General features: G+C 49.4%; 17 protein-coding genes. All 17 read right to left on the reverse strand.

The genetic code is table 11. From position 1 onward, the window contains the following. Positions 1-72: 72 nt before the first annotated feature. The 17 genes from atpH to SPSPH_RS16840 all read right to left on the reverse strand — a co-directional run bounded on the left by atpH (position 73) and on the right by SPSPH_RS16840 (position 12,914). The gene (atpH, locus tag SPSPH_RS16760; RefSeq protein WP_075757104.1) at positions 73-630 is read right to left on the reverse strand and encodes an ATP synthase F1 subunit delta; all 558 of its coding nucleotides are present in this window, start codon (positions 628-630) and stop codon (positions 73-75) included. After that, complete coding sequence (gene atpF / locus SPSPH_RS16765) at positions 624-1,127, reverse strand: F0F1 ATP synthase subunit B (protein WP_075757103.1); 504 nt, start codon at positions 1,125-1,127, stop codon at positions 624-626. The genes atpH and atpF overlap by 7 nt, the downstream gene beginning before the upstream one ends. 87 nt (positions 1,128-1,214) lie before the next feature. Further along, on the reverse strand, positions 1,215-1,466 hold the full coding sequence (gene atpE / locus SPSPH_RS16770; protein WP_075757102.1) for a F0F1 ATP synthase subunit C: 252 nt from the start codon (positions 1,464-1,466) through the stop codon (positions 1,215-1,217). 53 nt (positions 1,467-1,519) lie between these two features. Next, the gene (atpB, locus tag SPSPH_RS16775) at positions 1,520-2,200 is read right to left on the reverse strand and encodes a F0F1 ATP synthase subunit A (protein ID WP_075757101.1); all 681 of its coding nucleotides are present in this window, start codon (positions 2,198-2,200) and stop codon (positions 1,520-1,522) included. A gap of 10 nt (positions 2,201-2,210) precedes the next feature. Next, complete coding sequence (locus SPSPH_RS16780) at positions 2,211-2,639, reverse strand: ATP synthase subunit I (RefSeq protein ID WP_075757100.1); 429 nt, start codon at positions 2,637-2,639, stop codon at positions 2,211-2,213. Between the two features lie 14 nt (positions 2,640-2,653). Continuing rightward, positions 2,654-2,860: an AtpZ/AtpI family protein gene (locus tag SPSPH_RS16785; protein WP_075757099.1), complete on the reverse strand. Its 207-nt coding sequence runs from the start codon at positions 2,858-2,860 to the stop codon at positions 2,654-2,656. Between the two features lie 163 nt (positions 2,861-3,023). Further along, positions 3,024-4,184 carry a non-hydrolyzing UDP-N-acetylglucosamine 2-epimerase gene (gene wecB, locus SPSPH_RS16790; protein WP_075757098.1) on the reverse strand — a complete coding sequence of 387 codons (1,161 nt, stop codon included), beginning with the start codon at positions 4,182-4,184 and terminating at the stop codon, positions 3,024-3,026. A gap of 123 nt (positions 4,185-4,307) precedes the next feature. After that, positions 4,308-5,357, reverse strand: coding sequence for a glycosyltransferase family 4 protein (locus SPSPH_RS16795; protein ID WP_075757097.1), 1,050 nt, complete (start codon positions 5,355-5,357; stop codon positions 4,308-4,310). Positions 5,358-5,543: 186 nt separating this feature from the next. Next, on the reverse strand, positions 5,544-6,215 hold the full coding sequence (locus tag SPSPH_RS16800) for a nucleotide pyrophosphohydrolase (RefSeq protein ID WP_075757096.1): 672 nt from the start codon (positions 6,213-6,215) through the stop codon (positions 5,544-5,546). A 722-nt stretch (positions 6,216-6,937) separates the two neighbouring features. Beyond that, on the reverse strand, positions 6,938-7,399 hold the full coding sequence (locus SPSPH_RS16805; protein WP_075757095.1) for a deoxycytidylate deaminase: 462 nt from the start codon (positions 7,397-7,399) through the stop codon (positions 6,938-6,940). Positions 7,400-7,488: 89 nt separating this feature from the next. Beyond that, a complete protein-coding gene (upp, locus tag SPSPH_RS16810; RefSeq protein ID WP_075757094.1) occupies positions 7,489-8,115 on the reverse strand; it encodes a uracil phosphoribosyltransferase in 627 nt (208 codons plus the stop codon). A gap of 48 nt (positions 8,116-8,163) precedes the next feature. Next, positions 8,164-9,399, reverse strand: a complete 1,236-nt coding sequence (gene glyA / locus SPSPH_RS16815; RefSeq protein WP_075757093.1) for a serine hydroxymethyltransferase — start codon at positions 9,397-9,399, stop codon at positions 8,164-8,166. 47 nt (positions 9,400-9,446) lie between these two features. Next, positions 9,447-10,001 (reverse strand): TIGR01440 family protein, encoded by a 555-nt coding sequence (locus SPSPH_RS16820; RefSeq protein ID WP_075757092.1) that lies wholly within the window; start codon positions 9,999-10,001, stop codon positions 9,447-9,449. A gap of 13 nt (positions 10,002-10,014) precedes the next feature. Next, positions 10,015-10,455, reverse strand: a complete 441-nt coding sequence (gene rpiB, locus SPSPH_RS16825) for a ribose 5-phosphate isomerase B (protein WP_075757091.1) — start codon at positions 10,453-10,455, stop codon at positions 10,015-10,017. Positions 10,456-10,511: 56 nt separating this feature from the next. Continuing rightward, on the reverse strand, positions 10,512-10,976 hold the full coding sequence (locus SPSPH_RS16830; protein WP_075757090.1) for a low molecular weight protein arginine phosphatase: 465 nt from the start codon (positions 10,974-10,976) through the stop codon (positions 10,512-10,514). A gap of 212 nt (positions 10,977-11,188) precedes the next feature. Further along, positions 11,189-11,782 (reverse strand): manganese efflux pump MntP family protein, encoded by a 594-nt coding sequence (locus SPSPH_RS16835; protein WP_075757089.1) that lies wholly within the window; start codon positions 11,780-11,782, stop codon positions 11,189-11,191. An 88-nt stretch (positions 11,783-11,870) separates the two neighbouring features. Continuing rightward, entirely contained in the window at positions 11,871-12,914 is a 1,044-nt protein-coding gene (locus SPSPH_RS16840; protein ID WP_075757088.1) for an L-threonylcarbamoyladenylate synthase, read from the reverse strand. Positions 12,915-12,961 lie beyond the last annotated feature (47 nt).

The raw sequence follows: 12,961 nt of genomic DNA on the forward strand, positions 1-12,961 counted from the left end.
CCTTGTATGTCACCCCAATCATAAAGTCTACAGCAAGACGGCTCAAACTGCCTTATACTAAAAATACTGAGACTACACAGCAGCAGTGGCTTGGTTAGTCAAAAGCGCAGCTTTGAGCGCTTTTAGCTGACGGGCTACGCTGCCGTCAATCAGTTTGTCGCCAATTTTGACAACAACACCGCCGATCAATTCCTGATCGATAGTTGTCTTAATCACGATATTTTTACCGGTAACCTGGCTTAGTTTTGCTGCCAGGGCCTGACGCTGTTCTTCACTCAGCTCTTTGGCGGTAAAGACCTCGGCTTCGGCAATATTTCTGGCATCATTGGCCAGACGTATGTACTCGTGAATAATAGCCGGTAAAGCCGGCTCACGCCGTTTGTCAACTAAGAGCAGCAAGAAATTACGGACAAAAACGTCCAAATCCTCGGCAAAAATCCGGTTGATTGTTTCTTTTTTTGCTGGTGCAGGCACTAATGGATGGTACATTAAAGTAGCCAACTCTTCATGTCCGGCAATTGTGGCTTCAACCAGTTTAAGCTGTTGTTCCACTGTATCCAGCGCAGCTTTTTCAGTGGCAATTTCATAAATGGCCTGCGCATAGGTAAGAGCTAACTGATTGGTTAGCATGGCAAACCACCAATTTTCTTGCCATCCAAATTGTTAATGAAATCATCAACAATTTTAGCATTGGCTGTGTCATTCATATTTTGAGCAATAATTTTGGAAGCCGCGGCAACAGCCAATGTCACCACTTCGCCTTTAAGCTCGGCAACAGCGCGCTCACGCTCCCGGGCAATTTCCTCCTGGGTGGCTTTTAACAGCCGTGCGCTTTCTTCACGGGCTTCCTTAAGGATTTCGTCTTTGGTTTGTTCAGCCAGCTTGGCAGCCTTATCAACAATAGTTTGCGCCTGTACACGGGCTTCGGTCAATTGGGCAAGATATTCCTGCTTGAGTTTTTCAGCAGCTTGCTTTTCCTGTTCAGCCGTTGCCAGGCTATCTGCGATTTTGGCCTGCCGGTCAGCCAGCGCCTTCATTAGCGGTTTATATGCCACTTTTGTTAAAATAGCCACAAGTATAAGAAAATTTATAATTTGCGCTATAAGCGTCGCATTCAAATCAACCAACTGAGGGCCCCTCCTCTTTCCGGCGTATAAGGGGAACAAAAGGCAGAAGGCATAGTCCGTTCTGCCAGTTGCCCGATAACGCTTAGATTACTTAATAAATGGATTGGCAAATACCAGTACGATAGCAATAACGGCAGCAATAATAGGAATAGACTCGATCAAACCTACTGAGATAAGCATGTTTACGAGAATAGTTCCCTTAGCTTCCGGTTGTCTTGCCATCCCCTCAATAGCTTTGGCAGTAACTGCACCGTCACCGATACCAGCACCAATAGCGGCAAGGCCGATAGCCAAACCCGCTCCAATAGCAGAGGCTGCAATAATAATAGCTTGTTCCACAAAAAACTCCTCCTTATTCTTTGTTCAATATGAGTATTTCTGAGTAAGTAATTTTAATGGTGTCCATCCTGTAATGAGTTGGACAAATACGACATGGACAGCATGGTAAAAATAAACGCCTGTACAACGCCGACAAACACACTGAAAGCCAACCATGCTGTTGGAATAACATACGGTACGAGCATTCCCAAAATGATGAGCAATATCTCACCAGCCAGAATGTTGCCGAATAAACGGAAGGATAAGGTAATCGGCTTAGCCACTTCTTCAATAATGTTGATAATAACAAAGGGGATGTAAGGTTCAAAAAAATGTTTAAGATACCTGACAGGACCTTTGTTTACAGCCCCGAGAATATGTACCATAACAACAATCATCAGCGCTAGGCCCAGTGTGGTGTTAATGTCATTGGTCGGCGAGGTAAACCCAGGTACCAGACCCAATTCATTACCAACAAGCAGGAACAAAAACAGCGTGATAATAAGTGGTGCTAATTTTCTCCCCTTGGGCCCCATGGTATTATCAATCTGATCTAACAAAGCAGTAACTGCCATCTCCAGGAAGTTTTGCCAGCCGCGGGGAATAATTTCTACCCGGCGGGTGGCAACTATTGCCAGAGCAATGACAATCGCCATGGTTAGCCATGTCATGTATAAGGTGTCGAGATTGAACGTCAGTCCGGCAAAATGTGCCAGCTTATGTCCCATCTCATGGCCTCCTCCACCATGTCCCATACTTTCATTTTCACTCCCTTCCTGAATTATTTTGCTTGCCGAAATTTGCTATAAGTCCGCAAACCACGATATACACGGCATTTATCAGTAATACTATATGAAGTGAGAATAAACCCACTACTGCCGCCAAAAAATCAATACCGGGTACTTGGACTGATAAGACAAGTATGGCTATGATAAACCCCAAGCGTATTAGCCACCCTGCCCGCATAGAAGCCAGCGCCTGGCCGGGTGGTAATTCAGCGCTCTGTTTTACCCGGCGGCACATCAGCAGAAAATAGATTACACTGCTTGTCCAACCGGTCAACAGGCCGGGTATCACAAAAGTTTGGCCTGCCGCTAACGCACTCAGGGTCATAAACAACCCCAGTGCCACTAACTGCAGTAACGTCCGCCGTACTTGAACGACGTAGTTGTCAGCAAAACCTGCTTTAAACACTATAACATCCTTTATCACTTAACAATTTTTTTGTAGGTAGACCACAGCCCGCCCGCCATGCCAAAGACAATACCTGACACGGTAAACCAGGGAAAGGTGTTGAAATACTTGTCAGCCCATTTGCCGCAGAACAGCCCTACTGCTACCATGGCAGCCATATTAAGACCAATCGTTCCCACCAGGCTCAGAGCCGCCCACATCCCATCCTGTTTTTTCGGCATATCTGCACCTCTTGTTAAGCCAAACGCAAATTTCTACAAATTTCTACAAATTAACGCAGCTCAACTTTATAGCCTATTCTCCATCATCCTCTGAAATTCCTGCTGATTACAGAAAAGAATAAAAATTTGGCCATATTTACACTAAATGTAAACTTTGGTAGTTTTATAGGCATACTTCGAATTCACCGGGGCGGCTGGCAGTCAGCCCATATTTGTGTAAAATGGCTGCCACAATGCGGCTGGAAGCCATGCCATCCCCGTAAGGATTGACGGCATTGGCCATACGCCGGTATTCTGCTTTGTTAACAAGTAATTCCTTGGTCTCTTTATATACAAGCTCCCGGTCTGTGCCGATGAGTTTAACCGTACCGGCGGTTACCGCTTCAGGCCGTTCGGTGGTATCACGCAAAACCAGCACCGGTTTACCAAGGGCCGGCGCTTCTTCCTGAATCCCGCCCGAATCGGTCAGCACCAGGTAAGACCTGGCCATGAGATTGGCAAAGGGCTGGTAGTCCAGCGGATCAATCAGGTGAACACGCGGGGCTGAGCCCAATTCTTCCTGCACCACCTGCCGGACTAACGGATTCTTATGTACCGGAAAAACAATCTCAACATCGGTAAAGGCGGTAACAATATCCCTTAACGCCTGATATACATGGCGCATAGGCTCGCCTAAATTTTCACGGCGGTGGGTTGTAACCAGGATAACTTTACGGTTAGCATAATCAATCCCCTGCAATAATATATCGGTAAATTGGTAGGCTGGGTCCACAGTAGCTTTTAATGCATCAATTACCGTGTTGCCTGTCACCAAAATGCTTTCACCGGCGATATTTTCCCTGAGCAGATTTTGCCTGGCCGTAGCTGTCGGGGCAAAATGGACATCGGTAAAGGACCCTGTCAGCTTGCGGTTCATTTCCTCAGGAAAGGGTGAGTATTTGTCGCCGGTACGCAGTCCGGCTTCCACATGGCCAATCGGGATCTGGTGATAAAAAGCAGCCAGCCCACCGGCAAAAGTGGTGGTGGTATCGCCATGAACCAGCACCATATCAGGCTTTTCTGCAGCAAACACCTGATTGAGTCCCTGCATGGCCCGGCAGGTAATGTCAAACAGCGTCTGCCCCTGACTCATAATATCAAGATCATGATCAGGCGTAATGGCAAACAGCCGCAGCACCTGGTCAAGCATTTCCCGGTGCTGGGCGGTTACCGTCACAACCGGGGTTATGTATTCAGGATGCTTGGCCAGTTCCAGAACAACAGGCGCCATTTTTATAGCTTCAGGCCGGGTGCCGAAAACCGTCATAACTTTAATACGGGACATGTATATTGCTCCTTCCGCAACAATAAGTGCGCACTTTCACTTTCTACCTTTATAAACACAAGGCGGGCACCAAATGCCCGCCTTGCCATTGTGTGAAATACGGTATGAGGTCTGTGCTGAAAATTAATGACTCTTAAGCGAATCAGTGCTTTTCAGGACACCGTCATTATTATTTAATACACCAATTTTCTTGGCGCCAAAAAAGGCCACTAAAATGATAGCAAGCAAAATTAAGGCAGCATATACTTTACTTACCTCCGTCAGGGCAATCGCGCTTATCCCCAGACAGCCACTGATTACATACATCAGCAAAACAGCCTGTTTTTGGCTTAGCCCCATGGCCAGCAGCCGGTGATGCAAATGACCTTTGTCCGGTTTAAAAATCGGCCGGCCGCTCATATACCGGCGGATAATGGCAAACGCCGTATCCATGATTGGCAGCCCTAAGGCGATAATGGGTACAAATAACGCAATGGTGGCAGCACTTTTAACCGTTCCCAGCACAGAAACAGCCGCCAGCATGTACCCTAAAAACATACTGCCGGTATCACCCATGAAGATTTTCGCCGGATTAAAATTATGCTGTAAGAAACCAAGCGCACTGCCGGCCAGCGCTGCCGTCAAAATAGCCACCGTCCAAAAGTTCTGCTCCAGTGCCACCAACAGAATGGTAATCGAGGCAATGGTAGATACCCCGGCTGCCAGTCCGTCCAGACCGTCAATCAGGTTTACCGTGTTTGTCAGGCTGACTACCCACAAAATAGTAAGCGGGATAGATAAATAATTGACATAAATCATTTCACCAAACGGATTTGTCAGCCATTCAATGCGGATGTCAAATAAAATAAGGACAATGGCGGCCGCAATCTGTCCCAGCAATTTGACTTTTGCCGACAACTGTTTCAGGTCGTCGATAATGCCAACAGCCAAAATGACGGTACCGCCCAGCAGCAAGCCCAGAATTTCATGATTGACATGCATGCTTGACAGCACGGCCAGCACAAAGCCAAAATATATTGCCAACCCGCCCATGCGGGGAATCGGGCTGGTATGCACTTTACGGGCATCCGGAGCATCAAGCGCACCGGCTTTAATGGCCAAATCTTTAACACGCGGCGTGATAAAGTAAGCTGCAGCCAAGGCAACAGTAAAAGCCACTATATAGGTTTGCATATTATAACACCTCTTTTTCTACGCAACACTCATTTTACCTTACTTGTGCAAAAGTTGTCAATCTGCAGCAAGCAGGCAATTCGTCCCGTATTCCTATTATTTTCACTACCAATAACAATATGCATGAAATACACTCACTATACCTTAATTTAGCTCAGCCGGATACCGTCCTGGAACGGCTGCCATTTAGCAATAACCCCGCCGCTGCAGCTTGTTCACATGTCCGGCAACCAATTCAGCAATATTTACGGCATACCGTCCGGCCAAAATATACATCATCGTAAAACAGCATTGCGCAATATCCAATAATTCCAAAGCCGCTCCCCGGTTGACTTCGTCAGGATCAAGCCGGGCCTGTTCGCCGGATGCTCCGGCATGCTTGCCCAGAAACTGGGTCAGTTCGCCTATTTCCTCCTGAATCTTGCACACAGTAGTCAATAAGGTAACATTATCAAGCCTCAGGTGCGGGAGGCTGATATATTTATAGTTGCCATCCTGCCGGTTTGGGGTTGTGGTAATGCGGTAATTTTGACTGGTATCATAAGCATAACCTTTATCTGCCAGTTTGGCGAGGTGTTCACCAATCAGACTGTCGGCGTCAATGCCGAAGGAATCCTCCATAACAAAAATCATGGTAACACAGGTCTGAGCCACATCCAGGAGTTCTTCCTTGACATCGGCAAGCAGGGCAATGGCCTCAGTCTGTTCTTTCAATTCAGCCGGGCTCAGTTTTTCCCAAGGCATAAAATTCAGTACCGCCCGGGCTAATTCCCCCGCCTCTTCCATGGCTTTCAGCAGCGTGGAATCAAGGGTGGGAGTGAGATATCTCAGTTTAGGTAAATAAATGGCTTCCAGCATGCAAAAACTCCTCTGTAAAAAAGCTGGTTGAGTATTGGGAAACCCAGATACCAAACCAGCTCTATAGTTAAGAAAAATACGGCTTGCGCCAGGAACGGCAAATAGCTGCCAACAGCAAAAAAAGTGATCCTGGCAATCATTTAATTGCCAAATGATTATATTCGCCAAGCTTGCCATAAATCCTTCTTAACTTTATCATAAACCGGAATTTTCTGTCAGATAAGAAAGCGCCAACGTGATTCTTTTGCTTTAGTCCTAGTCAATAATCGAATACAAGGGAAGGGTCTTACTTTTGGCATTGCCCCATAAGCAGAGAACCAAGTTATTAGGAGCAATGCGACGCTAGAACTTGTGTGAATCGCTTAGTTCCAAGCGGAGCGCGGAACTTCCTTTAGCCATGTTCTAGGCCTGAAGCCTCCAAAAGCTGAAAAGCCGGGCAGTATTCCTAAAATCCGTAAACTCGCTTACGCTCAAACAGTACGGATTTCTTAACGGAATACCGCCCGGCTTTTCTCCTGCGGAACGCTTTTTTTTCCGGCAATGGCCGGGTAGGTTACGGGGGTTACGGGGGGTACGGGGTACGAAGAAGCCCCAGCGACGCGGCGTTGGATGACGGTGTTTTGTGCCGGGTCTGTGTTGGCACACAGAGCTTATGTATTCTGGCAGCTTTAAAAAAACTGCCTAACACTCCAGACAGAGTATTAGGCAGTTATATTATTCACTTAGGTAAAACAAACATATTCGATTCCGGCTTCGGCAATTAATTGCTCGGCCAGTTTATCCGGATAACTGTACTGGTAAACGATACGTTTGATACCAGCGTTTATTAGAATCTTGGTACAGGCTGAACAAGGCTGATGGGTGGAATAAATGGTGGCATCACGAATGGATACCCCGTACATGGCTGCCTGAACGACAGCGCTTTGTTCGGCATGAAGCCCCCGGCACAATTCCTGACGTTCGCCGGACGGTACCTGATTGTTCGCGCGAATACAGCCGGTTTCGCCACAGTGGGTCAAACCGCAGGGTGCACCATTATAGCCTGAACTTAAAAGCCGTTGCTCCTTGACAATAACAGCGCCGATTTGCCGGCGAAGACAGGTTGAACGGGTAGCAACCACCTTGGTAATATCCATGAAATATTCATCCCACGATGGCCGGTCAAGCCCTTTGTTGTCATTCATACTATTCCCCCTTGACCAAACGGTGTATTACCAATGTATGCACAGCCCAGGTACACAGTGATTTATCGAAACAGATAATTTTCTTCCAATTACTTTGTGCCGAAAATCCGGTCACCGGCATCTCCCAAACCGGGCACAATATAGCCACGTTCATTCAGATGGCTGTCGACAGCGGCAACATACACCTCTACATCCGGATGGTGTGCGTTCATCACGGCAACACCTTCCGGTGCCGCTACCAGACACATTAATTTAATCTGTTTGGCACCTTTGGCTTTCAGCATCTCAATGGCCGCCACCGCCGAGCCGCCGGTCGCCAGCATGGGATCAACAACAATCAATTCACGTTCTGCCACATCGGTAGGCAGTTTGCAAAAATACTCGACAGGCTTCAAGGTCTCATGATCACGATATACCCCGATATGTCCCACCTTGGCGGCAGGAATCAGTTTGACGATACCGTTTACCATCCCCAAACCGGCGCGCAAAATGGGCACTATGGCAATTTTTTTGCCTGACAGCATCTTGCAGGTGCAGGTGGTAAGCGGCGTTTCTACCTGCGTTTCTTCCAGGGGCAGATTCCGGGTCAGTTCAAAAGCCATAAGTGTTGAGATTTCTTCCAAAAGCTCGCGAAACTCTTTGGTTCCGGTTTTAACATCACGAACAAGTGACAATTTATGCTGAATCAAGGGATGGTCGATTATTTTTACTTGCATGCATTCATCTCCTCATACTTCATATGTTATGCCCAAAGCAACAGCCTTTTAAGCATACAACGGATATTTGCGGCACAGCTGGGCCACCATGGAGCGGGCCTTATCCCGGGCAGCGCCGTCCTCCAGCTTAGTCAGGGTCATGGTGATAATGTCGCCGATTGCCACCATATCCTCTTCAACCATACCGCGCGAAGTGACGGCAGGGACACCTATGCGGATACCGCTGGTAATAAACGGACTGGCCGGGTCGTTGGGAATGGCATTTTTATTGACAGTAACGCCAATCTCATCCAAAAGTTCCTCAGCCTGCTTGCCGGTAATATGCTGCGCGCGCAGGTCAACCAACATCAAATGATTATCCGTACCGCCGGATACCAACGTAAAGCCATTTTGCTTAAGGCGTTCAGCCAGAGCTTGCGCATTTTTGATAATTTGTCCCTGATACAGGCGGAATTCCTCGCTGAGAGCTTCCTTAAAGGATACAGCCTTGGCGGCAATAACATGCATTAACGGGCCGCCCTGGATGCCGGGGAAGATGGCTTTGTCAATGGCCTTGGCATACTGGGACCGGCAAAGGATCATGCCGCCGCGCGGACCGCGCAGGGTTTTGTGGGTGGTTGTAGTAACAATATCCGCATGCGGCACCGGGCTGGGATGATAACCGGCAGCCACCAGACCGGCGATATGCGCCATATCAACCATGAACATGGCACCGGCTTCACGGGCAATTTGTCCCAGGCGGGCAAAGTCAATAATCCGGGAGTAGGCACTGGCACCGGCTACCAGCATTTTCGGCTTGTGTGTCATAGCCAGCTCGGCAACCTGATCATAGTCAATCCGGTGGGTAACCTCATCAACACCATAGGCCACAATATTGAAGTATTGCCCGGAAATATTTACAGGGCTGCCATGGGTCAGATGGCCGCCATGGGCAAGATTCATGCCTAAAATGGTATCGCCAGGCTTCAGAAAGGCAAAATATACAGCGGTGTTGGCCTGCGCTCCCGAATGGGCCTGAACATTTACATGTTCTGCGCCAAATAACTTTTTGGCCCGGTCAATAGCCAGTTTCTCGACAATATCAACATATTCACAGCCGCCATAATACCGGTGCTCAGGGTACCCTTCGGCATATTTATTAGTCAATACTGAGCCTTGCGCCTCCATTACCGCTTTGCTGACAAAGTTCTCTGAGGCAATAAGCTCCAGTTTGGTTTGCTGACGGGTGCGTTCGAGCTCAACGGCTCGTGCTACCTCGGGGTCTACTCCTGCAAGTATTGTCATGTTCTATTCCTCCTCAAATTACATGTAAATATATATTTAAAAGCACATTAACAGAGCTCATAAACAGCGCGTGCCCCGCCAATCAGTTTAGGCCTGGTGCGGGCGGCTGTCAAATAGGCTTGTCCGATATACTTTTGCGTCAGACGTACCGGAATGGCGACTTTTTTAATATGCATGCCAATGAGTGTGCTGCCAATGTCCAGACCGGCCTGAGCCGTAATGCTTTCCACCACCGCCGGATTGTCAAAGGCACGCATCGCCTCGGCGGCCAGTGCACCACCGGCTTTAGGCACCGGAATAACCTGAACCACTTCGAGGTTATGTGTGTCGGCTACAGCCTGTTCAACAACCAGCGCCCGGTTAAGGTGCTCACAACACTGTATGGCCAGCAAAACCTGATACCTGGAGCAAACTTTAAAAAGACTCGACAAAAGTCGAGCAGCTATTACTTCAGAGCCATAGGAGCCGATACGCGCCCCTTGCACCTCACTGGTACTGCAGCCCACTACCAGAATATTCCCTGGTTTTAAACGGGCTGTTTTTATCAGTTCTTCCGCCGCCTGTGTTATCTGGCGTCCAATGGTTGCCAAATCTGTCTCCACAGTTCTTCACTCCCTACACCTTTTCGAGGGCCATTATCTTTTCTACCCGGCAGGCATGCCGGCCGCCGGCAAACGCAGTTTTGAGCCAGACCTCAACAATCATCCGGGCCAGACCGGGACCAATCACCCGTTCACCCAGTGTCAGGATATTGGCATCATTATGTTCACGCGACATTTGCGCGGAAAAGACATCATTACAAAGCGCGGCTCTAATGCCGTTAATTTTATTGGCGGCAATACTTACCCCAATACCTGTGCCACAAACAATAATGCCCCGTTCATATTCACCCTTGGCCACAGCTTCGGCTACCTGCCGGGAAATGTCGGGGTAATCAACCGAGTCCGCCGTATGGGTGCCAAAATCGTCGGCCTCCACACCAAGCTCTGCCAGCAGAGCTTTAAGTTCTTCTTTCAGGCAAAAACCGCCATGATCGCTGCCAATAGCTACCTTCATGCAAGTACACTTCCTATATTTCATATTTAACGTCTTTTCATCTTTTTCCACGCCGATTAATTTTTTCCTGCCAAACCGACAATTTTTACCCAGGCCTGGGTAAGCAGCTGCCGGATTTGCCCGGCACATTCCCGGTATACAGCCTCACTGCCGCCGAAAGGATCGCTTACATCCCTGGTTTCACCGGCAAATTCGGCCAGCGTGTACAGTTTTCCCTCCAGGCCGGCCGCCATCCCGGTCAGTGCCTGTTTATGCGCCGCCGTCATGGTTAGTATTAAATCTGCTGCTGTCAGCAGTGGCAGCGTCAGTTGCCGGGAACAATGGTTGTCCACATTCAGGCCAGCCTGCCGCATGACACTCCGCGCCTGCGCCGAGGCCGGCTGCCGCCCGGCGGCAAGGCCTGCCGATGCAATACTTATGCGGCCGGCCATCCCGGCTTTTTCGGCCATATCGGCGAGAAGAGCGGCCGCCATCGGACTGCGGCAGGTATTGCCTGTACACACAAACAAAATTTTGAACATGGTTCGCTCAACTCCTTTATATTTTGTGTCCGGAAAAAATATCTCATACCTGTTACTCTGCTTTTATACTGGGCGAAAAGCCGCTGACGGAGTTCTTTCAATTACCGGCATCTGAGGCGCGGGCGACTGTTATACAAAGCGCCAGCATCGTAGCATTGTATGATGGTCACCCGCGCCGGGTCTTGTATAGTCGTTATGCTAAACAGCAACTTTTAAATCGTTGACCAGATGATATGTATGCCTAACAGCAGCAGGACCAGGCCACCCAGCAATTCAGCCCTGCTCCCGATATACTGCCCCAGTTTGCGGCCCAGCCCCAAGCCCAGGAGGGCAATGACGAAGATGACCAGACCAAGAATCATACTCAGCTGCAGCAAATCCACATCCATCATCCCCAGGCTGAACCCGGCTGCCAGGGCATCAATACTGACACTGGCGGCCAGCACAAAAAGCGCGCTGCCCCTTAGCGGACTGACCAGTGAAGCCGCTTCCTGCCCACGCACAGTATCCTTAATCATATTAAGACCCAGGCCTGCCAATACCAATGCGCCAATAATGGCGGCAATGTTTTGTACATTAGCTGCCGGCCAGTCAATATGGTAAGCGCCAATGTGCTCCACAACGCCGCCCAGCCAATGGCCAATATGATAACCTGTTAAAATCATAATAATATGGAACAGAGCGAATACAATTGCTGACCGGATAATAATCAGCCGGCGCACTTTGTTCATGCCAAGCGGCACGGCTACGGAAAACAAATCGGTTCCTAAGGCCGCACTCAGGACGAAGAGTTCAAAAACACTCATATTCCCCACCTCCGCCGTAATATATATGTACCGGCAGAAGGCAATATGAAGCATTCCTCAGACTCTCATTCCCGATTTCCAAACTTAATTAGCGGAGAATGCGGTAACCGGCGGCTTTGCGCAGGCGGTTCATCACCGCTAAGCCTAAGCCCTGCTCGGCAATGCCTTCGGCATAAATAACGTCCACCGCCTTATCGTCAAAGCTGCGCAGCACCGTATATAAATTAGCGGCCACAGCGGCGGCGTCAGCCCGTGAACCATAGACCGCAGTCATAACTGCCGGCGGCACACTGTCCGCCAATTCGGCAGATACGATGGCGCCTACCGTTTTACCGGCTGTCAGGGCCTTGTTGATTTCCCCGATTAGCAAACCGGCACTGCGGACAGGTTCGGCTTCAATCAAAGTCAGGGGAGCAGCCGGCGCATAATGAGTATACTTCATGCCGGGAGACTTAGGGACAGTCTTAGCCCCGTCCAACGCGGGATCAACTTCGATATCGCCCAGCACGGCTATCAGCATCTCGTAAGTAATCCCTCCCGGCCTGAGCAGGGTCGGCACCGGCGTGGTACAGTCAATTACGGTGGATTCTACGCCGATGTCACAAGGTCCGGCATCGATCACCGCGGCAATCTTACCTTCAAGATCTGCCAGCACATCCTGCGCTGTGGTCGGGCTTGGCCTGCCGGAGGTATTGGCACTGGGCGCAGCCACCGGGATACCGGCCAAACGGATTAACTCCCTGGCAACAGGCGATGACGGCAAACGCACCGCCACCGTATTCAACCCGCCGGTCACGGCATCAGGCACATGCCCCTGACGCTCAACCACAACAGTAAGCGGGCCCGGCCAATAGCATTCAACCAGCGCCCTGGCACTGGCCGGAACAGCAGCTGCCAGCTCAGCAAGCTTATCCGCGTCAGCAATATGCAAAATCAGCGGATTATCTGCCGGCCGCCCTTTAGCCTGGAAAATGCGTTTTACCGCTGCGGCATCCAGCCCGTTAGCCCCCAGCCCATACACCGTCTCTGTCGGGAACGCCACCAATTCTCCCTGCCTGAGCAGTGCTGCCGCCTCTGCCAGCATGGCAGCATCCGGACAAACGGGGTCAACTCTATAATATTTCGTATACATAATATCTAATCAGCTCCAGCGGATAATAAAATTGCCACAAGTGGCTG

Source organism: Sporomusa sphaeroides DSM 2875 (assembly GCF_001941975.2).
GTDB lineage: Bacteria > Bacillota > Negativicutes > Sporomusales > Sporomusaceae > Sporomusa > Sporomusa sphaeroides.

What these genes read in the sequence shown, in the direction of transcription:
- atpH (WP_075757104.1), bottom strand. Translation starts at nt 630, where the DNA reads ATGCTAACCAATCAGTTAGCTCTTACCTATGCGCAGGCCATTTATGAA.
- atpB (WP_075757101.1), bottom strand. Translation starts at nt 2,200, where the DNA reads ATGGGACATGGTGGAGGAGGCCATGAGATGGGACATAAGCTGGCACAT.
- SPSPH_RS16785 (WP_075757099.1), bottom strand. Translation starts at nt 2,860, where the DNA reads ATGCCGAAAAAACAGGATGGGATGTGGGCGGCTCTGAGCCTGGTGGGA.
- wecB (WP_075757098.1), bottom strand. Translation starts at nt 4,184, where the DNA reads ATGTCCCGTATTAAAGTTATGACGGTTTTCGGCACCCGGCCTGAAGCT.
- SPSPH_RS16795 (WP_075757097.1), bottom strand. Translation starts at nt 5,357, where the DNA reads ATGCAAACCTATATAGTGGCTTTTACTGTTGCCTTGGCTGCAGCTTAC.
- SPSPH_RS16800 (WP_075757096.1), bottom strand. Translation starts at nt 6,215, where the DNA reads ATGCTGGAAGCCATTTATTTACCTAAACTGAGATATCTCACTCCCACC.
- SPSPH_RS16805 (WP_075757095.1), bottom strand. Translation starts at nt 7,399, where the DNA reads ATGAATGACAACAAAGGGCTTGACCGGCCATCGTGGGATGAATATTTC.
- upp (WP_075757094.1), bottom strand. Translation starts at nt 8,115, where the DNA reads ATGCAAGTAAAAATAATCGACCATCCCTTGATTCAGCATAAATTGTCA.
- glyA (WP_075757093.1), bottom strand. Translation starts at nt 9,399, where the DNA reads ATGACAATACTTGCAGGAGTAGACCCCGAGGTAGCACGAGCCGTTGAG.
- rpiB (WP_075757091.1), bottom strand. Translation starts at nt 10,455, where the DNA reads ATGAAGGTAGCTATTGGCAGCGATCATGGCGGTTTTTGCCTGAAAGAA.
- SPSPH_RS16830 (WP_075757090.1), bottom strand. Translation starts at nt 10,976, where the DNA reads ATGTTCAAAATTTTGTTTGTGTGTACAGGCAATACCTGCCGCAGTCCG.
- SPSPH_RS16835 (WP_075757089.1), bottom strand. Translation starts at nt 11,782, where the DNA reads ATGAGTGTTTTTGAACTCTTCGTCCTGAGTGCGGCCTTAGGAACCGAT.
- SPSPH_RS16840 (WP_075757088.1), bottom strand. Translation starts at nt 12,914, where the DNA reads ATGTATACGAAATATTATAGAGTTGACCCCGTTTGTCCGGATGCTGCC.